This window comes from Shewanella sp. SR1 (assembly GCF_020447145.1).
Classification (GTDB): Bacteria; Pseudomonadota; Gammaproteobacteria; order Enterobacterales; family Shewanellaceae; genus Shewanella; species Shewanella baltica.
Genome location: NZ_JAJAEF010000029.1, coordinates 19,955 through 46,273, shown reverse-complemented (window position 1 = coordinate 46,273; position 26,319 = coordinate 19,955). Strand labels below are relative to the sequence as shown.

The following is a 26,319-nucleotide window of genomic DNA, read 5'->3' as shown; positions in this document are numbered from 1 at the left end:
CAGCATTAATTGTCATTGTTTCCCCAGTGACTCGCCATAAACTCGTCCCTGAGGGCTCTACTAAAACATCCATGTTTTAGAAGGTCACTGGTGCAACAATGCCAATCTTAACTAACACTTCTGCTGTTCGTTCAGCTAAAAGCTATTGCTCCAAAGCGAGTTAAAAAGTTGTCGATGGAGCAGTAACGAACGGACTTTCTGTCCTAGAAATTTTCATCGTTATACCCGTGTGATGTAATTCACTACTACCCATCAAAAAACTGGATAATTATATAGTCGTATTCAAATCATAAGGATTTTGAACGATTTGTATCCTTTATTTGTGCGCGTTTTCTCATTTTTGTTTAAATAAATAGCTTTAAAATTAATGGCTTATACTTTTCATTAAGTAGATACTAGGTTTGAAAAACGCGCATGTGCGTTTTTCTAGGTGGCGTATTTGAAGTAAAGCTGATAACTTCTTTGCAATACAATCAGTTAACAATGCGTGTTTTCACTGGTCTAACGTGATAAACAGCGCAGCGCATAAATACTAAGACGTTAGCTTCATGGATAAATCGATGCTTTTAGAAAAATTGCAGAATTCGTTAAGAGATGCATTTCAAGAATGTATAAGTTCAAATTATTCTAAGCCTAGATTATTTCATGCAGCTAGAAGTAAAGCTTGGGTGAAAAATATCGCAGCATCATTTAGAGAAGAATATGTTCAAACTGAATACAGAGTTTTTTCAGCAGATTATTCTGATAATAGAAGCGAATTTAAATTAAATGAATTGCTTTTTGATATTAGTGTTGTGAATGTTAAATCTATACCTTCTGCGTCAAACAAGAAGCAGCTAATCTATGTGAATAAAATGGAATGGGCTATTGAAAGTGAATTTCAAAGAAGCGATAGTCGCGCTTCTATAATCGATTTTAGTAAATTCGCCATGGCTCGATCAGAAAATAAGCTATTGATACTCTCTCAAAGTAAAAGTATAAAAAATTGGGCGTTATCAATACTGAGTGGTGCTGTACCGGAAGATGGTGATAATTACTTCTTAGCATTTGTACCTCATCCTGAAAGTTGGGATGAAGACATGAAAGTGGAACTATATTCTCATGGTAAAGATGGCTGGGAAGCAAGAAGCTAACAAGGCAAGGCACAAGACCTCCGGCGTGTGCTCGCGGCGTTACCCATAAAAATTTTAATTCGAAACTTACTAATTCGAGCTAAAAGGCTAACTCGAAAATGTCCCAAAATGAGTTATCTTGAGTATGAAACTTTAATTACTTAATTACTTAATTACTGTTCGATTTATGCACCTAAGCGCAGATGAGTATGATGCTTTATTTTGCCACGTATTCAATCTGACGGTTTAGAATCAAGCACATGTGACGATTCAGTATAGAACTTTATTCCTCTCCCACCATTGAGCTTGTTGCATTGGTTAAAAGGCTGTGGTTAAAGCGAGTGCTTAATATTGCTGCGGTGAGATCTGGTAAATTTTTGATTTCGCTTCATCGGTCACAAGATAAATCAACCCATCAGGCCCTTGCACGACTGAGCGTAATCTTTGCCCCAATTCATTTTTTAGCAGCCGTTCTTCTTTAATAATCTTGTCGCCATCAAGCACTAAACGTACTAGCGTTTTTTCCTTTAGGCTGGCGAGTAAAATATTATTTTTCCACTGCGGAAATTTATCGCCTGTGTAAAACATAAAGCCCGCCGTGGCAATAGAGGGAACCCATTTGTAGACGGGTTGCTCCATTCCAGCCTTGTGGGTGCCTTCGCCGATTTTGCCGCCGCCGTAATTCTCACCATAGGTAATCACAGGCCAGCCATAGTTTTTGCCCGCCTCATCAATGTTGAGTTCATCGCCGCCCTGCGGTCCATGCTCGCCAGTCCATAATACTTTGCTGGTGGGATTAATGGCCGCGCCTTGCATATTGCGATGACCAATAGACCAGGTCTCGGGTAAAGCGCCCGCCGTATTGATGAAGGGGTTATCCTTAGGCACTGAGCCATCGGCATTAATCCGCACCACTTTGCCTAAATGATTGTCTAATGTTTGGGCGCTATCTTTTTCGCTGTAACGATCGCCAAGTGTGATAAATAAAGTGCCGTCAGGCGCCCACACCAAACGAGATCCAAAATGGTGGCCGCTGTTGATTTTGGGTTGCTGACTAAAAACGCGGCTGAGATTTTTAAGCTTGTTGCCATTGAGAGTAGCAAAACTCACCGCTGTGCTATTGAGATCGCTTGCATCACCTTCAGCGGGTTCTGAATAACTGAAATAGATTTTTTTGCTGCTGGCAAAATCTGGCGCAAGCACCACATCAAGTAAACCACCTTGACCTTTGGCATATAGCGGTGGCAAACCCGTTAAGGGTTCGCCCACTTTACCTACGGCGCTGACAATGCGCATTCTGCCGGCGCGTTCAGTCACGAGCATGCTGCCGTCGGGTAAAAATGCCATACCCCAGACATTTTCTAACCCTTGGGCTATGGTTTTTACCTGAATGTTACCCGTTTCCGTTTTGACGCTAATGCTTGTTGCGCTAGTGTTTTGCGCGTAAATAGCGGGTGAGCTTGCAACAAGACACAGGGCAAGACTTAAGGTACTGAGCTTCAAGGCCTTTAGCTTCAAGCTGCATAGTTTCTTCAAGCTGCATAGTTTAAAGGTGATCCGTTTCATCGCTATCCTTAGTCACAGTGCTTTCCTAAATGATGGCTCAGAGTAACAAGCCAGCAACCTAAGGGCAATTTATCGATGTGACCTTGTATCGAAACTCACAGTCTTGTTCTATTGAGTCCAAGAACTGCGCGTTGGCTAATGCATTCAAAGGCTAACGTATTAAAACCTTGCTTCACGCATAAACAGCTCAGCGCATGAAAAAGCCTAAAGCCATCGCTAAACCGACAATCACAATAAAGCCGCGCAGCAAGGGCTGTGAAATACGATAGGCCAGCGCCGCGCCCACATAGCCGCCGATAATCGCCATCACAGCAAGCAGCAACAGATATTGCCCATCGATAACATTGCCCGCGGCATAAACCACAACGGCGATGGCGGTGAGCAGAGCAGAAATGAGATTTTTAAGACCGTTCATCCCATGCAGATTGGTTTGCCCCATCAGCCCAAAACTTGCGAGCAGTATAATGCCTAAGCCACCATTAAAATAACCACCATAGATACACACTACCGACAGTATTATCAGTGCTGTCATCCGACTTAACATTGGCGTTGAGGTGTTTTCGCCTTGCTCAGCGATTCTTCGTTTGAGCAACCAAGGGCCAATGATAAAGGCCGCGGTGGCCAGTAAAATTAGCCACGGGATCAGTTTTGCGAAGACTTGCTCGCTGGTGGTCAGCAAAATGCCTGCGCCAATACTGCCGCCAATAAGGGCAATCAAGATCAGATGCTTAAGGCTAAGACTCGCCGGATATTCGATATCTTTTCTAAAACGCCAAGCACTGGCGATATACCCGGGCAGCAGCGCGGCTGTCCCCGTTGCATTCGCCGCAATCGGTGGAACCCCGACAAACACTAACGCCAAAAGGGTAATAAAGCTGCCACCACCGGCAACCGCATTGAGCATGCCGCCTAAAAAGCCAGCGAGTGCAATAATAAGCCAGTCCATAGATACCGCTCCTTTGGGCAATGAGAGAGTTAAACAGAGTGCTAAGAATGAGTCTGTTCTCGTGAGTCAATCGAAGTACGTCACCCTAACAGGATGATTTCGATATTGAAAGTCGAGCAATGATTCGTTACATAATCGAAAGTCGCGTAATAGAAAGTCGCGTAATGGATAGTCACATACAGCTATTCGTAAATGTGAACACACAGAATGAGTGAACAGGCTTTTACTTGCTTAGTGCTAGGGGACTTGATCCCAAACACCAGACATAAAAATAACTGCAGCTATGGCTTCACTTTGCTCGGTAAAGACATCTTCTCCCCAACAGTTTTGCCCACGTTCTTGATAGTAAACTTCAAAGGTACTGAGCATAGGTGTTCGAATGCAATACCAACCATCGAAGGTATTCTGGGCAAAATGCACCCAATGCCGCGCATCGGCAGTTTGGATTTGCTGTACGAGTATTTCATTCTGAGCCAGTAAAGCCGCAAGTTCACTCTGGGTGGTGATCTGGTGCTCGGCTTTTACTGCCCCGAGAAGATTTTTCAGTCTAATCACGCAGTCCCTTGCTTCTGGCTGCGAACCTGAACCACTCGCTAGCGAATTGCAGCTGCTATTGATGATTGGATCAGCGTCTCATAAATATCAGCTTGGCCTGCAGGAATAAGCTGCCTGTGTATTTCGCGGCGTTTTGCACTGTCGAATAAGCGCTCAGCGACCCAGCCGGTTAAATAGAGTGAGGACAGGCAGCCACCCGCGGTGGCAATATTGCCATTGATAACCAGAGCACAGTCTTCTACATCCACGCCCATGGCCACTAATGCGGGTTTTGCATCGGGGTGAGTCGTTGCCGAGAGATTGTCGAGTAGCCCTAATTTGGCAAAGAAGAATGACCCCGCGCAGATACTGCCAAGCAATTGCCGTGTGGGATCTAATTTAAGGGCAGACATAAACTCAGTATCTTCGAGCGCGGCTGGCACGCCTTTGTAGCCACTGCTAAATAACACCACGTCGGCATCAGTGACTTCGGCCACATGACCATCGGTTGCAACCGTCATCCCCAAACTCGACCTGTGGCTAGGCTTTGTCCCGAGTACTTTTACTGTCCAATCGGTTTTTGTACGGCCGAGAATATCGCGCATTAAGAAGAAATCGATATCGGTAAATTCATCAAATATCACAATCGCAATCTGGTACATAAGCTTTCCTCTGGCTTTGTGCTGATAGTTGTTTTAGATACGCTTCTCGAATTGTGTAATTTATACAATTATTTGGCGATTTTTAGGGTTAAGGCTTTTTCGATTTTGCGGGTAAGTGATGCCAATTAACTGCGTATCGATATAGGGCTAAACACTGCGGAATGGTCAGCATTAGGATGATCACATAGCCGATATTTGAGCTTATATCTGGTGGATTTGTCGTATTACTGGCCCAATTGATGCCTACATACATCAAGCTCCATACGCAGAATATGGGGAAGAATCGTTGCCACACTTTTTGTGAGAAAAACCGCAATTTATAGACTTGGCCTTGAAGGCCAATTAATCCCTGCAACATCACCAGCCAATTGATAACATCGTACCAAGCGACAGTGGACATCATAGCCGCGCGGTAATTCATGATTAATTGCAGTACACAAAACCAGAAATAGATCCTCCATACCCGCATACCGCTCTCCGTGTTACCCATACCTTAAACTTTTATCGCTATGAACGGTTTGCGAACGACAAATAAGGTATTCGTTCTGCATCCTTATCACGATTTGCAATGAGCCATAGCCTACAACTTGCCGCGTATTATCGCTTTTTAAAGAGGTAATTTGCTCAAATCTAACGAGTTAATCAGGTAATTCATACTAATGAATGAGTGGTGCCATTGACTTGGATTAGCTCTCAAGTCGCAGCGCTAGCTAATTGCTAGATAAACAAAAAGCCCAGAATTATCTTCTGGGCTTTTAAGGTATAAAACTTAGTGCATCAAACTGGAGCATTGATGTTAAGAAGCAAACTTAAACTCTTAGGTTAGAGAACGCTTAAAACACCATTTCGGGTACATGCTCAGGTACGATTAACTTACCGGCGGTTTTGCTGACGATTTCTTCTACGCTGACGCCTGGGGCGCGCTCTAAAAGATGGAAAGCGCCATCTTTGATTTCGATAAAGGCTAAATCTGTGACAACGCGTTTAATGCAGCCGTAACCAGTTAGCGGCAATTCGCACACGGGTAGCAGCTTAGAATTACCGTATTTATCGGCGTGCATCATAGTCACGATAATGTTTTCAGCGCCGGCGACTAAATCCATCGCGCCGCCCATGCCTTTGATGAGTTTGCCGGGGATCATCCATGAGGCGATTGAGCCGTTCACATCGACTTCAAAGGCGCCGAGTACGGTTAAATCCACATGGCCGCCACGGATCATGGCAAAGCTTTCCGCCGATGAGAAAAACGACGCGCCTTTGACTGCGGTAACGGTTTGTTTACCCGCGTTGATTAAATCGGGATCTATGGTGTCTTCGGTAGGGAATTCGCCCATGCCGAGTAGGCCGTTTTCCGATTGCAACATCACTTCCATGCCGCTGGGAATATAGTTAGCGACCAGTGTTGGAATACCTATGCCGAGGTTGACGTAGTAGCCATCTTTTAATTCTTTGGCGACGCGCTGAGCCAGTTGTTCTCTTGATAATGCCATGATATCTATCCTTTCTATTTGGCTTTGACGCTTTGGCCTTTACTCTTAGGTTTTTACCCTTAGTTTTTACTTTAGGGAGCTAAGTGCCAATTGCGTTAACTGTGTTTCAAGGTTTTGCCAGCGCCTTTTATTTCGCGGCTTTTACCGTGCGCTGCTCGATACGTTTCTCGAACGTGCCTTGAATAACGCGGTCAACATAGATGCCCGGCGTGTGGATATGATCTGGGTCTAGCTCGCCTGGCTCAACAATAAACTCGGCTTCAACCACAGTGATTTTGCCCGCGGTCGCCATCATAGGGTTAAAGTTGGCGGCGGTTTTACGGAACACCAAATTACCCATGGTATCGGCTTTCCATGCGCGCACTAAGGCAAAATCTGCGGTCAGCGACTCTTCTAACACGTAATGGCGGCCTTTGATTTCGCGGGTTTCTTTGCCATCAGCTACCGGCGTGCCGTAACCCGTTGCAGTGAAAAATGCCGGAATACCTGCGCCACCTGCGCGGATTTTTTCCGCTAATGTGCCTTGTGGCGTTAAAATTACGTTCAGTTCGCCAGAGAGCATTTGTTGCTCGAAAGTGGCATTTTCGCCCACGTAAGAGGCGATCATAGTGGCGATTTGGCGATGTTTTAACAGTAAGCCAAGGCCAAAGTCGTCAACGCCAGCGTTGTTTGATATCGCCGTTAAACCGTTAACGCCCATCTTAACCATTTGATTGATTAAGCCTTCGGGAATGCCGCACAGGCCAAAGCCGCCGACCATAATGGTCATGTCGTTTGATAAGCCGTTTAACGCTTCTTCATAGCTGCTGACGACTTTATTGAGTCCTGCCATTGTGATGTCCTTTTATGCTGTATAAAACGCGCGGGAAATAACGCGCGTTTTCAATAACGGTTGTTGTCGTTAATTATTGTTGTTCTATTTTGCTAACAGGGCCGTGGCCACTTTCGAGCCGTTGTTGCGATTCAACTGCGTGCTAATGACTTGTCCTGCTAAAGCGAGTTTTTGTAAATCGATACCCGTTTCGAATCCCATGCCGTGCAGCATATACACTAAGTCTTCGGTGGCAAGATTGCCCGACGCGCCTTTGGCATAGGGGCAGCCGCCAAGACCCGCAACCGAGGAGTCAAACACCCGCACACCTAAGTCTAAGCAGGCCAAAATGTTAGCTAATGCTTGGCCATAGGTGTCGTGAAAGTGTAGCGCCAGTTTGTCCATAGGCACATGTTCAGCCACTGTTTGCAGCATTCTACGGGCTTTTTGCGGCGTGCCGACACCGATAGTGTCGCCGAGCGATATTTCGTAACAGCCCATTTTGTAAAGGATTTCAGACACGCGAGCCACTTCACTGACCGCTATCTCACCTTCGTAGGGGCAGCCGAGCACGCAGGACACATAACCGCGCACCGGAATATTGTGCGCTTTTGCTAATTCCATCAAAGGGATAAAGCGTTCAATCGACTCTTCAATCGAGCAGTTGATATTGCGTTGACTAAAGCTTTGTGAGGCGGCGCCAAATATCGCTACTTCGGAAGCTTTTGCATCCAGTGCCAGTTCAAAGCCTTTGACGTTGGGCGTGAGCGCGCTATACACCACGCCGCTTTGACGCTGTATTTGCTTGAGCACATCGGCAGAGTCGGCCATTTGTGGCACCCATTTAGGTGATACAAAACTGCCCGCTTCGATGCGTTTAAGCCCTGCATCTGCCAGCGATTCAATCAAGGCGATTTTAGCTGCCGTCGGCACGGCGACTTCGTTTTGTAGGCCGTCGCGCGCGCCCATCTCGAAGATGCTGACCCTGTCTTTGGCGTCCGCTGCTTGGCTTAGATTGACTAAAGACATCTTAGGCTTCCTTGGTCGCGGTTGGCTCGTCTGTCTCTAACGGCTCAACGTTAAGCAAGGTTGCGCCATCGGTCACCAGCTCGCCCGCCTTAAAGTAGAATTCACTGACTATGCCATCAAAGGGCGCTTCTATGGTGTATTCCATCTTCATGGCTTCCATCACTAGCAAACCTTGGCCCGTTTTCACTTGTGTGCCGACATCGACTAAATGGGTCACTACCGTGCCGTTCATGGGGGCTTTTAACTTGTCAGCATTGCTGGCTTGTTCTTCGACCACTAGCGTTTGCACTGCTTTGAAGTGGTAACTGCCAGAGGATAAAAACAGCGTAAAGTCATCACCTTGTGCGCTAACCGGCACTTTACTCTTATGGCCGTTGATTTCGGCGAGCAGTAAGTCTTGTTTCAGTTCGCCATTGAGCAACCAATCTTGGCCGTGCAGTGGCAACTGATACATGCCGCCTAAATCGAGCATCACCAACTGCTGTAATTCATGGGCGTCATCAAGCAGTGCAATATTGTGTTGGCTACAACTGTTGAGTCTAAAGCCGCTCACTTGACCCCAAGGTGAGTAAGGATCGGCGCTGTTGATCGCTTGCGCTTTGGCGGCTTCTTTACGGGCAAGTACTTGATACAGCGCGGCAAAGGCGAGTGCAGTGTCGGCTTCGCTTGAAGCTGTACCAATCAGGGTATCGCCATAACGGCCAATAAAGTCAGTGCTAAAGTCGGCATTGGCAAACGCTGGGTGCTCGGCAATGTTCGCCAAAAACTCAATGTTGTGCTTAAGGCCGCTGATTTGATACGACTCTAAGGCATGCACTAAACGTTGCAGGGCGCGCGGGCGCGATTCATCCCAAACAATAAGCTTGGCAATCATAGGATCGTAGAAGTTACTGATCACATCGTTTTCGCGAATACCCGAATCGATACGCACATATTTACTTTGCTCGGGTTCACGCAAAAAGTTGAGCTTACCGCTGGCGGGTAAAAACTCATTTTGCGGATCTTCGGCGTAAATACGTACTTCAAAAGAATGGCCGTGAATACGCACTTCATCTTGCTTAAGGGGCAGTGGCTGACCGCTGGCGACCAGTAATTGCCATTTCACTAAATCTTGGCCTGTGACCATTTCGGTGACGGGATGCTCAACCTGCAGACGGGTGTTCATCTCCATGAAATAGAAGCTATTGTCCGTATCTAACAGAAACTCTACCGTCCCCGCGCCAACATAATCTATAGCTTTAGCTGCCGCGACGGCCGCATAACCCATTTGGGCGCGCAGTGCATCACTTAAGCCCGGTGCCGGCGCCTCTTCGACCACTTTTTGGTGGCGACGTTGAATCGAGCAATCGCGATCCGATAAGTAAATCGCGTTGCCAAAGGTGTCGGCAAACACTTGTACTTCGACGTGGCGTGGTTGGCGTAAATAACGCTCCATCAATAACTTATCGTTACCAAAAGAAGAGGCCGCTTCACGACGCGCCGAGTTAACGGCTTCCATGATTTCGCCTTCATTCTCGACGATACGCATGCCTTTACCGCCGCCACCATAAGCCGCTTTAATCAGCATAGGGAAGCCGATTTTCAGTGCCTCCGCTTTTAAGGTCGCATCGGTTTGGTCATCGCCGTGGTAACCCGGCACTAACGGCACATTTGCCGCCGTCATAATAGATTTGGCGGCGCTTTTACTGCCCATGGCATCGATAGCATCGCTACCTGGGCCAACAAAGACGATGCCTGCGGCTTCACATTTACGGGCAAAGTCGGCGTTTTCAGATAAGAAACCGTACCCAGGGTGAATGGCTTGGGCGCCGGCTTTTTTGGCGATATCGATAATCAAATCGCCCTTTAAATAGGAGTCTGCCGGCGCACTGCCACCTAGATAGAAAGATTCGTCGGCCATGGCGACATGGCGCGCTTCTTTATCGGCATCGGAATATAGGGCAACGGTGCGAACACCCATGGCATGGGCGGTTTTGATGATGCGACAGGCGATTTCACCGCGGTTAGCAATCAATAGCTTGGTAAACATTTGCTTGGTTAACATCAAAGGGCTCCTTGGGTATCACTTGGCTTTTGCGTGGGAGTTGAGAGCGCTTGTTGCCAGTTAGGCAGACGTTTCTCAAAAAAGGCGTTTAAGCCTTCTTGGCCCTCGGTTGATACCCGAATGCGGGCGATACGCTCGCTAGTGTAATCAATGGTGTTTTGGTCTATCACGCCATCTTCAAGATGCGACAGCAGTGTTTTTGCCCATGCCATACCTTGCGGACTATTGGCCAGCAGCGCGCCAATCATTGGCTTTGCGGCGGCATCTAAGTCATCGCTGATCTCATGAATGACATTAAGCTTTAATGCGGTGTCGGCACTAAAACGCTCAGCCGTTAACATGTAGCGGCGCGATGCACGGTTACCCATAGCGCGGGCAACGTAAGGGCTAATTACCGCAGGAATTAATCCGAGTTTCACTTCGCTCAAGCAAAAACTGGCGCGCGTCGTTGCGATAGCGATATCGCTGGCGCAAATCAGCCCCAGTGCGCCGCCAAAGGCTGCGCCTTGCACTAATGCAATAGTGGGTTTTGGAAAGGTATCTAAATCCTGCATCAGTTTTGCTAAGGCTTTGGCATCATTTAGATTTTGCTCAAAGTCCATTTTGGCTTGTTTGCGCATCCAATTGAGATCGGCGCCGGCGCTGAAGTTTTTGCCGTTCGCTTTGAGTACCAGCACTTGGCATTGCTTGTGCTCAGCAAAATAGCTAAGGACGCTAATCATCTCGCTAATCATCACTTCATCGAAGGCGTTGTGTACTTCTGCGCGATCAAGGATTAACTCGGCAACGCCGTTATTGAGTGCGTAGCTCACGTGCTGCAAGTTGCTTAATTCCTGTGGCGTTATTGGTAAATTTGTCATAGTTGTTTCCCTATCTTATTGATTTGTTGTGTATACGTATGGTTTACATACGGAACACACCAAAGCGGGTGTCTTCGATAGGGGCGTTTAACGCCGCTGATAGGGCAAGGCCGACCACATCGCGGGTTTGCGCTGGGTCAATAATGCCGTCATCCCATAAACGGGCGCTGGCATGATACGGATGACCTTCTTTGTCGTACTGGGCGACAATCGGCGCTTTAAAGGCTTTCTCATCCTCTAATGACCAATCTTCGCCTTTACGGGCCAAACCGTCGCGGCGCACTGTGGCGAGAACGCCAGCCGCTTGCTCGCCGCCCATCACAGAAATACGGGCGTTAGGCCACATCCACATCATGGTCGGTTCGAACGCGCGGCCACACATGCCGTAGTTACCCGCGCCATAGCTGCCGCCGATAATCACAGTAAATTTAGGCACATTGGCACAAGAAACCGCGGTTACCATCTTAGCGCCATGTTTAGCTATGCCTTCGTGTTCGTACTTTTTACCCACCATAAAGCCGGTGATGTTTTGCAGGAACAGCAGCGGAATTTTGCGCTGGCAGCACAGTTCAATAAAGTGCGCGCCTTTTTGCGCCGACTCTGAGAACAAAATGCCGTTGTTGGCGACAATGCCGACTGGGTAGCCGTGAATACGGGCAAAACCGCACACTAAGGTTGCGCCATAGTTGGCTTTAAACTCATCAAAATCAGAATCATCGACGATACGGGCGATCACTTCTTTGACATCAAAAGGCTTTTTAAGATCGGTGCCGACAATGCCGTACAGTTCGCTAATATCGAATTTTGGTGGCTTGACAGGGCTCAGCAGTGATTTGATTTCTTTTTGATGATTCAGGCGTGATACCGCGCGGCGCGCAAGCTCTAACGCGTGCTCATCGTTTTGGGCTAAATGGTCCGCCACGCCGGAAATTTTGGTGTGCACGTCGGCGCCGCCTAACTCTTCGGCGCTGACTTCTTCGCCTGTGGCCGCTTTGACTAATGGCGGGCCGGCTAAGAAGATAGTGCCTTGATCTTTTACGATAATGGATTCATCCGCCATGGCGGGCACATAAGCACCACCTGCGGTACATAAGCCCATCACCACAGCGATTTGCGGTATGCCCTTAGCGGACATTTGCGCTTGGTTGTAAAAGATACGGCCGAAATGGTCGCGGTCGGGGAAAACTTCATCTTGGCGGGGCAGGTTAGCGCCGCCCGAGTCGACTAAATAGATGCAAGGCAAGTGACAACGGCTGGCAATATCTTGGGCGCGAAGGTGTTTTTTAACGGTAATCGGGTAATAAGTGCCGCCTTTAACTGTCGCGTCGTTGGCGATGATCATGCATTCCACGCCACTCACACGGCCGATACCGGCGATAATGCCTGCTGCGGGCACTTCTTCGTCGTAGACTTCAAACGCGGCAAATTGCGACAGTTCTAAAAAGGGTGAACCTGCATCGAGCAGCTTTTCAACCCGTTGACGTGGCAGCAATTTACCGCGGGATAGATGGCGCTCTAACGCCACAGGGCCGCCGCCGAGTTCGATTTTATTGAGTTTAGTTTTAAGATCGGCCACTAGGGCGGCCATATCGTCGGATTTTGCTTTAAATTCATCGCTACGGGCGTTGATACGACTGCTTATTTGCGTCACTTTGATTGTCCTTATAAAGCGGAAACTCGGTATCACCTTGCTCGAATGGGTGGCGCAAACTGTAAATTACAGTGAGGGGCTACCCATTCACTTGTGAGAGATTATTTGAACGCGCGTTATTTCGACTCATTGAACAGTTCGCGGCCAATCAGCATGCGGCGAATTTCTGAGGTGCCCGCGCCGATTTCATACAGCTTGGCATCACGCAGTAAACGGCCGGTGGCGTATTCGTTCACATAACCATTACCGCCCAGCAGTTGGATTGCATCCAGTGCCATTTTAGTGGCGAGTTCTGCGCTATAAAGAATGGCGCCTGCGGCGTCTTTACGGGTGGTTTCACCGCGATCGCAGGATTTTGCCACCGCATACACGTAGGATTTGGCGGCATTCATGCCGGTATACATGTCGGCTAATTTGCCCTGTACCAGTTGGAATTCACCAATCGATTTACCAAATTGCTCACGCTCGTGGATGTAAGGCACAACGATATCCATGCAGGCGTTCATGATCCCCAGCGGGCCGCCAGATAGCACGACGCGCTCGTAATCTAGGCCGCTCATCAGCACTTTAACGCCGTTGTTGAGGCCACCTAAAATGTTTTCTTCTGGCACTTCCACATCTTCAAACACCAGTTCGCAGGTGTTAGAGCCGCGCATGCCGAGTTTGTCGAGCTTTTGCGCTTGGCTAAAACCTTTCGAATCACGTTCAACGATAAAGGCGGTAATACCGTGTGCACCTTTGGTTAAGTCAGTTTTGGCGTAAATCACATAGGTGTGTGCATCGGGGCCGTTGGTGATCCACATCTTGTTACCGTTTAAGATGAAACGGTCGCCTTCTTTACGGGCGTGTAACTTCATTGATACTACGTCAGAACCTGCGTTTGGCTCACTCATGGCGAGTGCGCCAATATGTTCACCGCTCACCAGTTTGGGCAGATACTTGGCTTTTTGCGCAGCATTACCGTTACGGTTGATTTGATTCACACACAGGTTTGAGTGGGCGCCGTAGCTTAGGCCGATAGAGGCCGATGCACGGGAGATTTCTTCCATCGCCACGACGTGGGCAAGGTAGCCCATGTTCGCGCCGCCGTACTCTTCAGCTACGGTCACGCCGAGCAGTCCCATACTCCCCAGCACAGGCCAAAGTTCATTGGGAAAGGCGTTGTCGTGGTCCACTTTCGCGGCAATCGGGGCGATTTCGTGAGTGGCAAAATCTTGCACCGCATCGCGCAGCATGTCGACGTCTTCGCCTAGGCCAAAATTCAGACTTGTGTAGAGAGAGTTCATTGCTTGTGTCCTTTCAGATGTTCTAATTTCAGATGATTAAACTCTGATGTTTAAATTTATAGTTTTTATGATTTTTAGGTGCTTGAGTCTTTTAAATCTTGTATTTAATCCTAGTGCTAACATCCTGCGTCTTGAGATGCGCGAGCCAATCATATTGACTTGATCTTGTTGCCACTGGGATTTAGGCTTTTGCCGTTTTGTTATCTTCTAAGGCTAAGCGGCATTGCTGCTCGGCGGAATTGAGTTCCATCAACACGACTTTAATGTCGTCCATTTGCTGCTGTAGGGCGGATTTCTTTTCTTCCACTAGCGCCAGCATGGTATTGAGCTGTGAGGTGCTGCTCTTGTCGGCATCGTATAATTCGAACAGGCGACGGGTTTCTGCCAACGAAAAGCCCAAGCGTTTACCGCGAAGAATGAGCTTGAGGCGCACTCTGTCTTTGAGGCTATAAATACGGGTTTGGCCGCGGCGTTTAGGCTTAAGTAAACCTTGGTCTTCGTAAAAACGAATACTACGAGTAGTGATATCAAACTCTTTTGAGAGATCACTGATCGAGTAAGTCGTTTGTGGTGTGTTCGTTGCGCTCATTCATGCACCCTAAATAATCAGTTTTAAGCAAGATATATGAAGTTTACGTAAAGGTAAAGATTTGGCTTTTATTCTGTTGGCAAAAAAGTGTCAATCCCAATTGCCATCAGCCTGTGCAGCGAGATTAAAACGAGTGCTTTAAATTAGTGTTCTCACATAAAACCACAAATCTTTTCTGGTTATAGGCTAACGTCTAATAGTGGGCTTGATGCCCCCCTGTTAATAATGGTTGTTGGAAGGGGTAGTTATTGCGGCTGACGATTTTAGCCGCAGTCCTGATTGGAGGACATATGTTGACCGAACAGCAAAATGCATCTGTAGCGCAAGCCGCAAATCAAAAACAGAACCAACAAAAACATCAAGCGTTGCACCAAGCATCCTTGCTTAATAAAGCCGAATTCTGGGGAGAAGCGGCGAAGACGCTCGATTGGATTAAACCTGCGCACACCGTGCTCGATGAGTCGCAGGCACCGTTTTATCACTGGTTTACCGATGGTGAGATGAACACTTGTTATAACGCCGTTGATCGCCATGTGTTGGCCGGACGCGGTGATCAAGTGGCGATCCAATATGTGAGCCCAGTGACAGACACTGAATACGGCATTAGCTATGCGGAGTTACAGGCTCAAGTGAGCCGACTCGCGGGCTTTATGCAATCTATTGGGATAGTGAAGGGCGACCGTGTGGTGATTTATATGCCTATGGTGCCGGAAACCGCCTTCGCTATGCTGGCATGTGCTCGCATAGGTGCGATTCATTCTGTGGTTTTTGGTGGTTTTGCCGCCAATGAACTCGCGACTCGGATTAACGATGCTAAGCCTAAATTGGTACTGTCGGCATCCTGCGGCATTGAGCCCTCGGGCGTCATTCCTTATAAGCCTTTGTTAGATAAAGCATTGGAACATGCTGTTCATCAGGTGGAGTATTGCCTGATTTTAAATCGCAGCCAGTATCAAGCCGATTTGCAGGAGGGCCGTGACTTAGATTGGCAAGCCGCATTAGCGACTGCACCTAAGGCCGATTGTGTTTCTCTTAAGGCCACTGATCCCTTGTATGTGCTTTATACCTCAGGCACCACGGGTCAGCCTAAAGGTGTGGTGCGCGATAATGGCGGCCATGCAGTGGCACTGGCTTGGTCGATGCAACATATTTACGATATTCAAGCGGGCGATGTGTTTTGGGCCGCGTCTGATGTGGGCTGGGTTGTGGGTCACTCTTACATTGTGTACGGACCGCTGCTGGTGGGCGCTACAACCTTAATGTATGAAGGCAAACCTGTTGGTACGCCCGATCCCGGTTCTTTTTGGCGCACGATTGCCAAATATAAGGTTAAAAGTTTTTTCACCGCGCCGACAGCCATTCGGGCAATCAAGCGTGAAGATCCTGATGGTGAGTATCTACAAGGTGTTGATTTAGCTTGTCTTAAAAATGTGTTTTTGGCAGGTGAACGTTGCGATCCCGACACTTTAGTTTGGGCACACACTAAACTCGCTAAACCTGTCATTGATCACTGGTGGCAAACCGAAACGGGTTGGCCAGTCGCGGCAAATTTGATGGGCACTGCGCCCGTCGACATTAAGCCAGGCTCGCCCGCTTTACCTGTGCCTGGCTATGCGGTTGAAGTGGTGGATGAATTGGGTGAGCAAGTTGCGCCCAATACCTCGGGGAATGTGGTGATCAAGCTGCCTTTGCCGCCGGGAACCTTGACGACACTGTGGCAAAATGATCAACGCTATCAAGATAGTTACTTGTCTATGTATCCAGGTTATTACTTAACTGGAGATGCAGGTTATACCGATGAAGACGGTTATCTCTACATTATGAGTCGTATCGATGACATCATAAATGTGGCGGGGCACAGGTTATCGACTGGACGTTTTGAAGAAGTCTTGTGTCAACATCCTGATGTGGCCGAAGCGGCTGTGATTGGTGTGGATGATCAGCTTAAAGGTCAGGTGCCTTTAGGATTAGTGGTGCTGAAAAAGGGCGTGACGATCAGTGATGAAGAGCTGCATAAACAGCTCATTACTCTAGTTCGTCAAGAGATTGGTCCCGTCGCCTCCTTTAGGTTAGTGAGTGCGATTCAAAAATTGCCCAAAACGCGCTCTGGTAAGATTTTACGTGGTACTATGCGAAAAATTGCCGATAATCAGCAATATACCGCACCAGCGACCATAGAAGATCCACAGACCTTAGAGCTAGTGCGCACCGCGCTCACTCGCATGGGTTATGCCGATGCCTTAATCTAAGCTTGCGTTTAGTGAATGGGGATTTCATGTAGGAAATTCCCATTCTAAAAATCGCTTGCTGTTGCGAATTGAAACAAATATCCCCGCTAAATTTGAACAATAGTCCATTATGATTTGCTATTCTTGCCGCGTATTTATTGAATGTTTTTGCTACTTAATTGCATTATTTTGAGTCGTTTATATGCGGGAATTGAGCATTAGCAATTGTTTAATTCATTCAACTAAAACCACCACTAAAAGCAATGTGTATCTATGGATATTTTAGATACACATCACTGACTACTTTATATTCTCACCGGCTTAGGGACGACCCTAAACATGCCTTAATTTGGTAGGGGACGACCCCTAATTAGGAGTTCACTATGAGTTGGTTCTTATTAGTCCTTGCGGGTTTATTCGAAATTGGTTGGGCCATAGGGCTTAAATATACCGAAGGTTTCACGCGTTTGTGGCCAAGTATCTTTACAGTGGCGTCGATGGCCGTGAGTGTTGTGCTACTAGGACTCGCGGTTAAGCAGCTGCCTATCGGTACGGCTTACGGCGTGTGGGTCGGTATTGGCGCTATGGGCACCGCTATCGCGGGAATTATCCTGTTAGGAGAAGGAGTTAGCTTACTTAAAGTTGCCAGTTTGATACTGATATTACTGGGCGTTTTAGGGCTTAAACTCGCAAACTAAGTTGTCGATAAACGTGCCAATACAAGTATCACTTGGGCTAAGTCCTAACTAACCCGTTTCGCAATACGGGATTGGCAATCTCACTGTAATCGAGATTGCCAATCGTATACATCGCCTTTTCTCTCTGGTAATTAAGTTACAAAGATCGGTATAATTACCCCTCAAAATTGGTTAGCTCTAACCTCTGTGACCCGTGGGAATTATATAATGCAAAACCACAGCAATCTTAATGATATCGGCGTAATTGGCCTTGGCGTTATGGGTAAAAACCTCGCGCTAAACATCGCGGATAACCAATATCACGTCAGCGCATTTGACCTCGATCCTGTTAAAGTTAATGGTGTTATACAGCAAGAAAAACAGGAACGCGCTGGACTCGAACCTCGCATTCTTGGCTGTGCTAATCTTACCGAAATGTTAGCCAGTCTCACAAAACCCCGCATTCTTGTGCTTTCTGTTCCCGCGGGCGCACCCGTCGATGGTGTCTGTAGTGCTTTGATTTCTGCCGGAATTGAGTCCGATGATATCGTTATCGATACTGGTAACAGCCTATGGACTGACACTGTTGAGCGTGAAGCGCGCTACAAAGGTCAGTTTGTATTTTTTAGCTCTGCGGTTTCGGGCGGTGAAGTCGGTGCGCGTTTCGGTCCATCACTTATGCCAAGCGGCGATATCGATGCATGGCATCACGTTGCACCTATTTGGAAAGCCATTGCCGCTAAGGTTGATGCGAGTACAGGTTTACCCATAGAGCGCTTTGAGCCGGGTAATCCAGTGACAGAAGGCGAGCCATGCACGACTTATATTGGTCCTGCGGGTTCTGGCCATTACGTGAAGATGGTGCACAACGGTATTGAATATGCTGATATGCAGTTGATTTGCGAAGCCTATCAAATGCTGCATGACGGTTTAGGCATGAGCGCTGCAGAAGTGGGCGATGTGTTTGAACGCTGGAACAAAGGCAGCTTAAACAGCTATTTGATGGGGATCAGTGCCGAAGTCTTAAAACAGGCCGATCCATTAACGGGTAAACCGTTGGTGGAAATGATCTTAGATAAAGCGGGCCAAAAAGGCACGGGTTTGTGGACGGCCGTAAGCAGTTTACAAATTGGTTGTCCGGCACCGACGATTGCTGAAGCTGTATATGCTCGCGCCGTAAGTACCCAAAAATCCTTACGTTTACAACTTAGCCAGAAATTGGCTGGGCCAAATGCACCAGCTATCGATGATGCGCAAAAAGCGCAGTTGATTGAAGCTTTAGAAAGCGCGTTATATTGCGCGAAAGTGTGTTGTTACGCGCAAGGCTTCCAGTTGATGGCGATGACGGCCCATGAGCAAAAATGGCAGTTAAACTTTGCTGAAATTGCAAAAATTTGGCGTGCGGGTTGTATTATTCGCGCGACGTTCTTGCAATCAATCACTCAAGCCTATGAAGACAATGCCGAGCTTAGCAATCTGTTGATGGCGGACAGTTTTGCGTCAGCCTTATCTGAAAAGCAAGGCCTATGGCGCACTGCGGTAGCGACAGCGGTAATGCAAGGCATTCCAGCGCCGTGTATTAGCTCAGCACTGGCGTATTACGACAGTTATCGCTGCGAAACATTACCTGCGAACTTGCTCCAAGGTCAGCGTGACTTTTTCGGCTCTCATACCTTTGAGCGTATCGATACGCCAGCTGGCGAGAAATATCACTTAGATTGGAGCGCCAAAGAGCGCACCTTAGCTAAGGTTTAATCTAAGGTTCTGCCTGCTAACAAAATGAAAAAACGCCCCTTGATAAGGAGCGTTTTTGTTTATGGGCGATGATTATATAACGGCTTATGAATTTTTGACTTCAATTCATTTTAAGTCACTAAGCTAAATCTTAAGCTTGAATTCCTAAGCATTCAGCTCAGATGCAAAAGCGATCAGCTTTTGCCAGAGTGCTTGGGCGACAGGGCCCAAAGGTGAGTGAGGTTTTCGCATCACATAGTAATCGAGTTGAATGTTGTTTTGTCTTTCGCGTAGATCCAGTGCGATTAATGCACCTTGTTTGAGTGAATCTTCAATCATATAGTGCGGCAGTTTGCCCCAGCCCATGCCACTTTGAATAAGCATTTTCTTGGTATAAAAATCATTAACATACCAACGTCGTTGCCCCGCCTGTACCCCAAACTCAATATTCGCAGTGCCTGAGCCCGTATCTTGGATCACGATTTGATATTCGTTAACGAGCTCTCGTGCGTAGCTCAGTGTCGGATGACGCTCAAGCATGCGCGGCGCGGCGACATCGAGCAGGCTACCGGAAAAAAGATAGGCTAATTCTAAATGGCTCGAACGTATGGGTTCAATTCCGCCCGCAGAGATGATGATTTCAGCTTTATCTTGATTCAACGCTTCGAGTGCACCAGTTAAAAATTCTTGTTTGAGAATAATTTGGGTATAGGGGAACTCATTTTGAGTCAGTTCTAAAATCGGTAGAATTCGAGCGAGATTGAAAGAAGCTTCAAAAGCTAAGGTGATACTCGCTTCGTTGCCTTTGGCTAAATGTTTCGCGACTTGCTTCATTTCCTGCGCTTCATTGAGTACCCGCTGGGTATGTTGCAGCAGTTTTCGGCCTTGCTCTGTGATGGCGAGTCGATAACCTTCACGGTTAAATAAGATGAGGTCGAGTTGAGATTCTAACTGTTTGATACTTTGACTAATGGCGGGTTGGGTTTTATGTAGCTTGTCACTGGCGGCTTTGAGTGAGCCCGCCTCAGCCACGGTTTTAAACATCAGCAGTTGGTCTAAGGTCACTGGGATTGCTCGCAAGTAATAAATTATTAGTTTATGAGATATTAGATTTTATTCCATATTTATTTATCTTTTATCGGCTCATAATCTACTCCATTCTCGCTCGTCGTCTGCGCATTTATGCCCAAGACTGACGGCAATATTAAGATCAATGGGGTGTGTGCGATGCGATTTTCAAACTTATGTGGTGCTAAGGGCTCAAGTATCAATGGCTTAGTTGCTGAGGCCGATTCGCAGAAGCTATTCCTTTGTGCCAATACACTCAATCGCGCCGCCGCAACCGTCACACTGGCGATGAGCATAGTGTTTTTTATCTCGGGATTTGCCAAGTTATTTGGCGTGCCTATGTTCCATGTTCCGTTTACTTTGATGAATCTTCCCACCGGATTTGGCTATTTTATTGGTTTGATGGAAGTGATTGGCGCCCTTGGATTGTGTCTACGTGACTACCGAGTGCTATCGGCGAGCGGTTTGCTGGCGATTATGATGGGGGCGATTTATTTCCACTTTAACTATGAAGCGGCGATTAATGCACTGCCTGCATTGAGTTTATCGGCTGGACTCTTTCTAGTTATCAAACTGGATGAAATTATTGAGCGTTTAGTGCAATTTCAGCGGCAGTTGGCGCTAAGTCGCTCCGCATTTTAAGTGATAAAAATAGAGTCTGAAGTCAGTCGTACCGATATAAGTTAATCAACAAGAGAAAGCCATGATGCAAGTTAAAGCGAGTCGTATGCCTGTGCTATTTGTGCCCCACGGTGGTGGTCCAATGCCTTTGCTAAATGATGCCAATCATAAAGAGTTGTGTGCTTTTTTAACCTCAGTGACCGCGCCCATTCCAACCCCTAGGGTGATTGTGCTGATCACCGCCCATTGGGAAGAATCTGTGGTGACCTTGTCGAGTAGCCCTAAGCCCGGCATTTTATATGACTACTATGGTTTTCCACCCGAAGCATATCAGCTGACGTATCCTGCACCGGGTGAGCCAGAATTAGCGGCACAGATTGCGAATATGCTTGCGGATAAAGGTATCGCCGCCCGCTTAGATAGCGAACGCGCATTTGATCACGGCACTTTTGTACCACTTAAGTTGATGTATCCCGAGGCGAATATTCCCGTAGTACAAATGTCGTTAGTCCACAGTCTCGATCCTGAAACCCATATAGCGATTGGCGAAGCTTTAGCGCCGCTGCGGGATCAAGGGGTATTGATCGTGGGCTCAGGGATGTCGTTTCACAATATGCGGGCGTTTTTTTCAAGCGATCCCACGGTCCAAAGTCGCAGCGCAGAGTTTGACTATTGGCTGACGCAAACATTAACCGCAAGCGTGAACACTGCCGAGACCAAAACAGCACTGACTCACTGGCAAGCGGCTCCTGAGGCGCGGTTTAGTCATCCGCGGGAAGAACATTTATTGCCTCTGCATGTGTGTTTCGGCGCTGGTCACAGTGACTCATCCCAAGCGCTACGTAACTTTAACGGCATTTTGCTAAATACTCTGATCTCAGGCTATATCTGGCAATAATCTGGCAATAATCTGATGTTGGATTGCCGTGGTCGAACATGACAGTAAACCTAAGGCTAAGCATATTTAGCCAATAAAAAAGGTTCGTATCTGTTGAAGATACGAACCTTTGTTGTATTCAGGATTAAGCTGTGTGCATGTAGCGACCTGTTGCATTAGCCTAGCGGCTTTACTCTTATGCGGTAAACACTAAACCCACGCTAAACAAGGTACTGAAAATCATGGTTAACTTAGCCGTGCGGCCGAGTAACGGATTTAACGCTTCACCAGACACCGCATAGAAATCGCTGCTGAGTTTACGGGCGATAAGCAGTGACAAACCCGCGAGCAATACTGGTAACCCAGGTAAAATACCCAGTAGAAAGCCTGCAATCACTAAGCCGAAGGGCAGGTAAATCAGCGCTTGATATAACACTTTTGATTGCGCTTCACCGATACGTACTGCCAATGTGTGTTTGCCCGCTTGGGTGTCGGTGCGAATATCGCGGGTGTTATTGACCAGCATGATAGCCGCATTGAACAGCCCAATGGCGCAGCCTAATAACCAAGCATTGATTGTTGTATCGCCCGCCTGCAGATAATAACTCCCCACGACGGCGACTAATCCGAAAAAGATAAAGGCCGCGACTTCGCCCAGCCCATGGGAAGCGAGGGGATAGGGGCCACCACTGTAACCGAGTGCACCTAAAATGGCGGCCGCGGCGAGAATCGCGATAGGCCAACCCCCGTGCCAAATTAAATAGGAACCCACAGCAAGTGCCATTAATAGGCAAAATATCATGGCATTGCGGACGCTCGTTGGTGGAATTAAACCACTTTGCGTCACGCGAACGGGTCCTAAGCGTTCGACCGTGTCTATGCCGTTTTTAAAGTCAAAATAGTCGTTAGCGAGATTGACGGCAATTTGTAATAGCACAGCGCACAGCATAGAAGTGGCAGCGATTAACCAGCTGTAACTCTCAAGATGCAGGGCGAGAATATTGCCTATCAATAGGGGACCTATGGCCGCGGGTAGCGTACGGGGTCTTATAGCTAAAATCCAAGGATTCATGGCGTCCAGTCGTTATTGGTAAATGGGAATGGTATCGAACAAGGGCTCAATTAGCGCATAGCATAACAAGATTTAACACGAAAGTGAGCACTATCTAATAAACGCATTTAACAGAGTTTGAATTGGCGCACATATGTTCACTGATGTAGGCAAAGATTTGTCGTCAAGCTCAAAGAAAATCAAAAAAGTCTGTGTTTCTATAGCTGATGTTGTTGGAGACGCTGCACTGCTCAAGACATAGGCGTAACGCTAAATCCTATGTTCAACTGGAGATACCACAGGTGCGAGTCGCCTTATGCGGGTTGTTTTTGTGCATTCATTGGCGGCGTTTTGCCGCTACTGTTATGCCGATAAGGATATATTTGGATGCGTTTCGATAATCAGGTGGCGTTAGTCACTGGGGCGGGAGCTGGGCTAGGTCGAGCCTATGCCATCATGTTGGCTGAGCGGGGCGCGAAGGTGGTGCTCGTTGATCAGCCGTTATCGTCATCCGAGTCTATTTCTACCTATGGTGCTCAAACAATGCCGGCCAACTTAGCATTGATGCAAACCTACTGCAGCATTATTAAACTCGGCGGTGACTGTCTCTACTTTGTGCTTGATGTTAGCCAGCGGGATGAAGTAAACCGCATGGTCGAAGAAGTGATCCTACGTTGGCATCGCATTGATATCTTGATTAATAACGCGGGGATCTACGGTGCTTGTCCGTTCGAGCACATTAAGCTTGAGCAGTGGCAACGGCAATTGGATGTCGATCTCAATGGCAGTTTTTATCTGACGCAAGCCGTTTGGCCCTATATGCAACAACAGGATTATGGTCGGATCATGATGACGACGGGAGCTTCGGCCTTATTTGGTGATTTGCATCAAGTCGGTTTCAGCGCGAGTAAAATGGCGCTGGTGGGCATGGTGAATTGCTTATCGATAGAAGGAGAAATTCATAATATTCGCGTCAATAGTTTATGCCCGCAGGCCGTCACAGCGATGACCGCCAAACATTTAGCAAGTGCGATTCAGCCGTTATTTTCCTTTGAGTCATTAACCGCCACAACGGCTTTTTTGGTGAGTGAACAGGCGCCCAATGGTCAACACTTGCTCGCAGGTGCGGGCAGCGTCAGCCATGGCATGTTTGTCGAGTTTCAGCCGATGTATTTTAATGAGGGGCTTTTTACGCCGGATAATCTTGCGCAGCAGTGGCCACTGCTATACCAATCCTTTCCTGTCACTTTGCACTCCAGTGGTGAGGATAAAGTCTTGTCTTGGTCTCAGTTAAGCGCGCTAGAACACCATATTAAAATTGATTGATGAGTGATACTGGTAACCATAACTCAGCCCATGACCTCTGTTATTAAACCGCGTTAACGGGTCAAGTAAAACCCTTCGCAATATGCAGATGACATCCGCACTGAACTTGAGTCAAGCCTCGTTTAAATCCTGTATCGTGGGAGTAATGATTTCATTGTGAATAATCGATAGAAGACTGGTCAGCTTAAGGCGAACTGAGTTACCCTTTAGCATTAATGGCTAATTATGCAGTAGGATCCCATGAGTCAGGTATTAGACGATCTTTTATCATTACTTTCCCTTGAGCAAATTGAAATCGGCCTCTTTCGTGGTCAGAGCCAAGATCTGGGATTTGGGCATGTGTTCGGTGGTCAAGTGATGGGGCAAGCGCTGAGCGCCGCTAAACAAACCGTCCCCGCTGAGCGTAAGGTCCACTCATTACACTCCTACTTTTTACGTGCCGGTGACGAGAAGTTACCGATTGTGTATGAAGTCGAAAATATGCGAGATGGCGGTAGTTTTAGTGCCCGCCGCGTCAGTGCAATCCAAAAAGGTCGACCGATTTTCCACATGACCTGTTCCTTCCAAGAACCTGAAGAAGGATTTAGTCATCAAGCGATGATGCCGCAAGTACCAGGACCTGAAGGTTTATTGAATCAGCAGGAATTAGCGCTGACTATGCGGGATAAAGTGCCGCCGAGCATACTCGAAAAGTTTATGGCCGATGCGCCCATTGAGATGCGACTGGTTAATCCATTACATCCCTTTGCGCCTAAAGAAACTGAGCCGTACCGTCATGTGTGGATGAGGGCCAATGGTCCCATGCCAAATGACGCCCATATTCATGAATATTTACTCGCCTATGCCTCGGACTTTAACTTTCTCGTGACAGCGGCTCAGCCCCACGGCGTGTCGTTTTTAAGTCCTGGAGTGCGCATGGCGACGATAGATCATGCGATGTGGTTCCATCGCTCGATTAATATGGGAGAGTGGTTGCTTTACAGTATTGATAGCCCCAATGCCAGCGGTGGCAGAGGTTACGTCAGAGGGCAGTTTTTCAATCAACAAGGTGAATTAGTGGCTTCTTCTACCCAAGAAGGCCTGATCCGCATGGTAAAAGGACGTTAATATGTATCTGAAAATAAAGTCGTTTGTATTGTTCTCGCTCATGGCAATTTTACTTAATGGCTGCGTGACGGTGAAACCTGAACCCCCGATTATTATCAATGGCGCAGCGGGTTATTTAGAGAAAATTCCCTTGCCTCAAGGTTGCCAAATCACCATTGCAATCATTGATTTGAATACCCCGGGTATTATCGTCGCACAGAAAACCTTTAACATCGCCAGAGCGCCAGTGCCGTTTAAATTTACGCTGCCTGCAAAATCGATCGATAAGAGTATCCAATATGGCGTAGTGGCGATGATCAAGTTCCAAGACCAAGTGATCTTCCAAACCTATGACAGGTTCCCTGTCGTCAATAATGATAAGTTCACGACAGAAGTGTTAATGAAGGCGGTCATGGCGAATTAATCACTCCTAATTATTGCCTGCGCATCATTTTTGTATTGCTGAAGATGTAGCCCTTTCAATTTATATTGGAAGGGCTTTTTTGTGGTTAATATTCGGGTATCCATGTTGTAAATGTAAAATCAAATATGATTTTGCTTTACACAGAGCTAAGAATATTAATGCATAAGTTAGTCTTTTTTATAATGAATGTCATTTTGTAAAAATGGCATTCACACTAATTTTGTTTGAAAAAAGCTAAAGAGAAGTTTAATTTGTGTTTAATTTTATTTTCGCAAATGTTTATTTTGTAACAGATGTTTTTTACGAATAATAATATTTTTACGGTCACTCGTTCTGTTTTTTGGTGCACTATCTTGGCGCTCAAACATTTAAGCGTTTTAATTAATATACTGATTTTAAATAACTATTTGTATTTCACATTTTTGTTTATGAGCTTTAATTTACCGGCTATTCAACCTGCGAAACAATCTATTTCTCTTTTTTAAGATAAATAGAAGCTGATATACGATTTACTGAGTAACGTTCTGTTAACTTGGTGTTTTAATTTGTATCTTTGCGTGTTACAAGTTATCGCGATAAAACTCAGTGATCATCATCACAGTAAATTGAATGGTTATTCATAAAAAATGTCAGTTACAGGTGACGTT

Annotated in this window: 24 protein-coding genes; 9 read left to right on the top strand and 15 right to left on the bottom strand. The window is 47.0% G+C overall.

Translation table 11 applies throughout. From position 1 onward, the window contains the following. Nucleotides 1-560: 560 nt before the first annotated feature. Nucleotides 561-1,133, top strand: coding sequence for a hypothetical protein (locus KV201_RS19700; RefSeq protein WP_226060304.1), 573 nt, complete (start codon nucleotides 561-563; stop codon nucleotides 1,131-1,133). A gap of 324 nt (nucleotides 1,134-1,457) precedes the next feature. Here the strand turns inward: KV201_RS19700 and KV201_RS19695 are convergent, their stop codons facing one another. The 13 genes from KV201_RS19695 to KV201_RS19635 all read right to left on the bottom strand — a co-directional run bounded on the left by KV201_RS19695 (nucleotide 1,458) and on the right by KV201_RS19635 (nucleotide 14,580). Further along, the gene (locus KV201_RS19695) at nucleotides 1,458-2,678 is read right to left on the bottom strand and encodes a PQQ-dependent sugar dehydrogenase (RefSeq protein ID WP_226060302.1); all 1,221 of its coding nucleotides are present in this window, start codon (nucleotides 2,676-2,678) and stop codon (nucleotides 1,458-1,460) included. Nucleotides 2,679-2,865: 187 nt separating this feature from the next. Continuing rightward, entirely contained in the window at nucleotides 2,866-3,624 is a 759-nt protein-coding gene (locus tag KV201_RS19690; RefSeq protein ID WP_226060300.1) for a sulfite exporter TauE/SafE family protein, read from the bottom strand. Between the two features lie 237 nt (nucleotides 3,625-3,861). Beyond that, nucleotides 3,862-4,179, bottom strand: a complete 318-nt coding sequence (locus KV201_RS19685; protein WP_226060299.1) for a cytoplasmic protein — start codon at nucleotides 4,177-4,179, stop codon at nucleotides 3,862-3,864. A gap of 38 nt (nucleotides 4,180-4,217) precedes the next feature. After that, entirely contained in the window at nucleotides 4,218-4,820 is a 603-nt protein-coding gene (locus tag KV201_RS19680; protein ID WP_006082327.1) for a DJ-1/PfpI family protein, read from the bottom strand. Nucleotides 4,821-4,908: 88 nt separating this feature from the next. Then, nucleotides 4,909-5,289 (bottom strand): hypothetical protein, encoded by a 381-nt coding sequence (locus tag KV201_RS19675; protein WP_006082326.1) that lies wholly within the window; start codon nucleotides 5,287-5,289, stop codon nucleotides 4,909-4,911. Nucleotides 5,290-5,653: 364 nt separating this feature from the next. Continuing rightward, nucleotides 5,654-6,310: a 3-oxoacid CoA-transferase subunit B gene (locus KV201_RS19670; RefSeq protein WP_006082325.1), complete on the bottom strand. Its 657-nt coding sequence runs from the start codon at nucleotides 6,308-6,310 to the stop codon at nucleotides 5,654-5,656. A gap of 127 nt (nucleotides 6,311-6,437) precedes the next feature. Further along, nucleotides 6,438-7,142 carry a CoA transferase subunit A gene (locus KV201_RS19665; RefSeq protein ID WP_006082324.1) on the bottom strand — a complete coding sequence of 235 codons (705 nt, stop codon included), beginning with the start codon at nucleotides 7,140-7,142 and terminating at the stop codon, nucleotides 6,438-6,440. A gap of 84 nt (nucleotides 7,143-7,226) precedes the next feature. Further along, a complete protein-coding gene (locus tag KV201_RS19660) occupies nucleotides 7,227-8,150 on the bottom strand; it encodes a hydroxymethylglutaryl-CoA lyase (protein ID WP_226060298.1) in 924 nt (307 codons plus the stop codon). 1 nt (nucleotide 8,151) lies between these two features. Beyond that, nucleotides 8,152-10,194, bottom strand: coding sequence for an acetyl/propionyl/methylcrotonyl-CoA carboxylase subunit alpha (locus tag KV201_RS19655; protein WP_226060296.1), 2,043 nt, complete (start codon nucleotides 10,192-10,194; stop codon nucleotides 8,152-8,154). After that, complete coding sequence (locus KV201_RS19650; RefSeq protein ID WP_226060294.1) at nucleotides 10,194-11,054, bottom strand: enoyl-CoA hydratase-related protein; 861 nt, start codon at nucleotides 11,052-11,054, stop codon at nucleotides 10,194-10,196. The genes KV201_RS19655 and KV201_RS19650 overlap by 1 nt, the downstream gene beginning before the upstream one ends. A 43-nt stretch (nucleotides 11,055-11,097) precedes the next feature. Beyond that, the gene (locus KV201_RS19645; protein ID WP_226060293.1) at nucleotides 11,098-12,705 is read right to left on the bottom strand and encodes a carboxyl transferase domain-containing protein; all 1,608 of its coding nucleotides are present in this window, start codon (nucleotides 12,703-12,705) and stop codon (nucleotides 11,098-11,100) included. Between the two features lie 116 nt (nucleotides 12,706-12,821). Next, nucleotides 12,822-13,991, bottom strand: coding sequence for an isovaleryl-CoA dehydrogenase (locus tag KV201_RS19640; protein WP_011847234.1), 1,170 nt, complete (start codon nucleotides 13,989-13,991; stop codon nucleotides 12,822-12,824). A gap of 181 nt (nucleotides 13,992-14,172) precedes the next feature. After that, nucleotides 14,173-14,580: a MerR family DNA-binding transcriptional regulator gene (locus KV201_RS19635; protein ID WP_006082318.1), complete on the bottom strand. Its 408-nt coding sequence runs from the start codon at nucleotides 14,578-14,580 to the stop codon at nucleotides 14,173-14,175. A 290-nt stretch (nucleotides 14,581-14,870) separates the two neighbouring features. Between KV201_RS19635 and KV201_RS19630 the strand changes: the two genes are divergently transcribed. The 3 genes from KV201_RS19630 (at nucleotide 14,871) to gndA (ending at nucleotide 19,240) form a co-directional block, all read left to right on the top strand. Further along, nucleotides 14,871-16,829 carry a propionyl-CoA synthetase gene (locus KV201_RS19630; protein ID WP_226060291.1) on the top strand — a complete coding sequence of 653 codons (1,959 nt, stop codon included), beginning with the start codon at nucleotides 14,871-14,873 and terminating at the stop codon, nucleotides 16,827-16,829. A gap of 362 nt (nucleotides 16,830-17,191) precedes the next feature. Beyond that, on the top strand, nucleotides 17,192-17,506 hold the full coding sequence (sugE, locus tag KV201_RS19625; RefSeq protein ID WP_226060289.1) for a quaternary ammonium compound efflux SMR transporter SugE: 315 nt from the start codon (nucleotides 17,192-17,194) through the stop codon (nucleotides 17,504-17,506). A gap of 207 nt (nucleotides 17,507-17,713) precedes the next feature. Then, complete coding sequence (gene gndA / locus KV201_RS19620; RefSeq protein ID WP_226060288.1) at nucleotides 17,714-19,240, top strand: NADP-dependent phosphogluconate dehydrogenase; 1,527 nt, start codon at nucleotides 17,714-17,716, stop codon at nucleotides 19,238-19,240. 144 nt (nucleotides 19,241-19,384) lie between these two features. Here the strand turns inward: gndA and KV201_RS19615 are convergent, their stop codons facing one another. Then, entirely contained in the window at nucleotides 19,385-20,284 is a 900-nt protein-coding gene (locus KV201_RS19615; RefSeq protein WP_226060287.1) for a LysR family transcriptional regulator, read from the bottom strand. Between the two features lie 162 nt (nucleotides 20,285-20,446). Between KV201_RS19615 and KV201_RS19610 the strand changes: the two genes are divergently transcribed. Further along, nucleotides 20,447-20,929: a DoxX family protein gene (locus tag KV201_RS19610; RefSeq protein ID WP_226060286.1), complete on the top strand. Its 483-nt coding sequence runs from the start codon at nucleotides 20,447-20,449 to the stop codon at nucleotides 20,927-20,929. A 61-nt stretch (nucleotides 20,930-20,990) separates the two neighbouring features. Continuing rightward, complete coding sequence (locus KV201_RS19605) at nucleotides 20,991-21,806, top strand: class III extradiol ring-cleavage dioxygenase (protein ID WP_226060285.1); 816 nt, start codon at nucleotides 20,991-20,993, stop codon at nucleotides 21,804-21,806. A gap of 175 nt (nucleotides 21,807-21,981) precedes the next feature. Here the strand turns inward: KV201_RS19605 and KV201_RS19600 are convergent, their stop codons facing one another. After that, on the bottom strand, nucleotides 21,982-22,857 hold the full coding sequence (locus KV201_RS19600; RefSeq protein ID WP_226060284.1) for a 1,4-dihydroxy-2-naphthoate polyprenyltransferase: 876 nt from the start codon (nucleotides 22,855-22,857) through the stop codon (nucleotides 21,982-21,984). Between the two features lie 366 nt (nucleotides 22,858-23,223). On the opposite strand from KV201_RS19600, the gene KV201_RS19595 reads away from it, so the two are divergent. The 3 genes from KV201_RS19595 to KV201_RS19585 all read left to right on the top strand — a co-directional run bounded on the left by KV201_RS19595 (nucleotide 23,224) and on the right by KV201_RS19585 (nucleotide 25,672). Then, the gene (locus tag KV201_RS19595) at nucleotides 23,224-24,162 is read left to right on the top strand and encodes an SDR family NAD(P)-dependent oxidoreductase (protein ID WP_226060283.1); all 939 of its coding nucleotides are present in this window, start codon (nucleotides 23,224-23,226) and stop codon (nucleotides 24,160-24,162) included. Nucleotides 24,163-24,402: 240 nt separating this feature from the next. Further along, complete coding sequence (tesB, locus tag KV201_RS19590) at nucleotides 24,403-25,269, top strand: acyl-CoA thioesterase II (protein WP_226060282.1); 867 nt, start codon at nucleotides 24,403-24,405, stop codon at nucleotides 25,267-25,269. Between the two features lies 1 nt (nucleotide 25,270). Then, the gene (locus tag KV201_RS19585; protein WP_006082308.1) at nucleotides 25,271-25,672 is read left to right on the top strand and encodes a YbaY family lipoprotein; all 402 of its coding nucleotides are present in this window, start codon (nucleotides 25,271-25,273) and stop codon (nucleotides 25,670-25,672) included. Nucleotides 25,673-26,319 lie beyond the last annotated feature (647 nt).

Coding starts and splice junctions, on each gene's coding strand:
- KV201_RS19700 (WP_226060304.1), top strand. CDS start 561: ATGCTTTTAGAAAAATTGCAGAATTCGTTAAGAGATGCATTTCAAGAA.
- KV201_RS19695 (WP_226060302.1), bottom strand. CDS start 2,678: ATGAAACGGATCACCTTTAAACTATGCAGCTTGAAGAAACTATGCAGC.
- KV201_RS19690 (WP_226060300.1), bottom strand. CDS start 3,624: ATGGACTGGCTTATTATTGCACTCGCTGGCTTTTTAGGCGGCATGCTC.
- KV201_RS19680 (WP_006082327.1), bottom strand. CDS start 4,820: ATGTACCAGATTGCGATTGTGATATTTGATGAATTTACCGATATCGAT.
- KV201_RS19675 (WP_006082326.1), bottom strand. CDS start 5,289: ATGCGGGTATGGAGGATCTATTTCTGGTTTTGTGTACTGCAATTAATC.
- KV201_RS19670 (WP_006082325.1), bottom strand. CDS start 6,310: ATGGCATTATCAAGAGAACAACTGGCTCAGCGCGTCGCCAAAGAATTA.
- KV201_RS19665 (WP_006082324.1), bottom strand. CDS start 7,142: ATGGCAGGACTCAATAAAGTCGTCAGCAGCTATGAAGAAGCGTTAAAC.
- KV201_RS19660 (WP_226060298.1), bottom strand. CDS start 8,150: ATGTCTTTAGTCAATCTAAGCCAAGCAGCGGACGCCAAAGACAGGGTC.
- KV201_RS19655 (WP_226060296.1), bottom strand. CDS start 10,194: ATGTTAACCAAGCAAATGTTTACCAAGCTATTGATTGCTAACCGCGGT.
- KV201_RS19650 (WP_226060294.1), bottom strand. CDS start 11,054: ATGACAAATTTACCAATAACGCCACAGGAATTAAGCAACTTGCAGCAC.
- KV201_RS19640 (WP_011847234.1), bottom strand. CDS start 13,991: ATGAACTCTCTCTACACAAGTCTGAATTTTGGCCTAGGCGAAGACGTC.
- KV201_RS19635 (WP_006082318.1), bottom strand. CDS start 14,580: ATGAGCGCAACGAACACACCACAAACGACTTACTCGATCAGTGATCTC.
- KV201_RS19630 (WP_226060291.1), top strand. CDS start 14,871: ATGTTGACCGAACAGCAAAATGCATCTGTAGCGCAAGCCGCAAATCAA.
- sugE (WP_226060289.1), top strand. CDS start 17,192: ATGAGTTGGTTCTTATTAGTCCTTGCGGGTTTATTCGAAATTGGTTGG.
- gndA (WP_226060288.1), top strand. CDS start 17,714: ATGCAAAACCACAGCAATCTTAATGATATCGGCGTAATTGGCCTTGGC.
- KV201_RS19610 (WP_226060286.1), top strand. CDS start 20,447: ATGCGATTTTCAAACTTATGTGGTGCTAAGGGCTCAAGTATCAATGGC.
- KV201_RS19605 (WP_226060285.1), top strand. CDS start 20,991: ATGATGCAAGTTAAAGCGAGTCGTATGCCTGTGCTATTTGTGCCCCAC.
- KV201_RS19600 (WP_226060284.1), bottom strand. CDS start 22,857: ATGAATCCTTGGATTTTAGCTATAAGACCCCGTACGCTACCCGCGGCC.
- KV201_RS19595 (WP_226060283.1), top strand. CDS start 23,224: ATGCGTTTCGATAATCAGGTGGCGTTAGTCACTGGGGCGGGAGCTGGG.
- tesB (WP_226060282.1), top strand. CDS start 24,403: ATGAGTCAGGTATTAGACGATCTTTTATCATTACTTTCCCTTGAGCAA.
- KV201_RS19585 (WP_006082308.1), top strand. CDS start 25,271: ATGTATCTGAAAATAAAGTCGTTTGTATTGTTCTCGCTCATGGCAATT.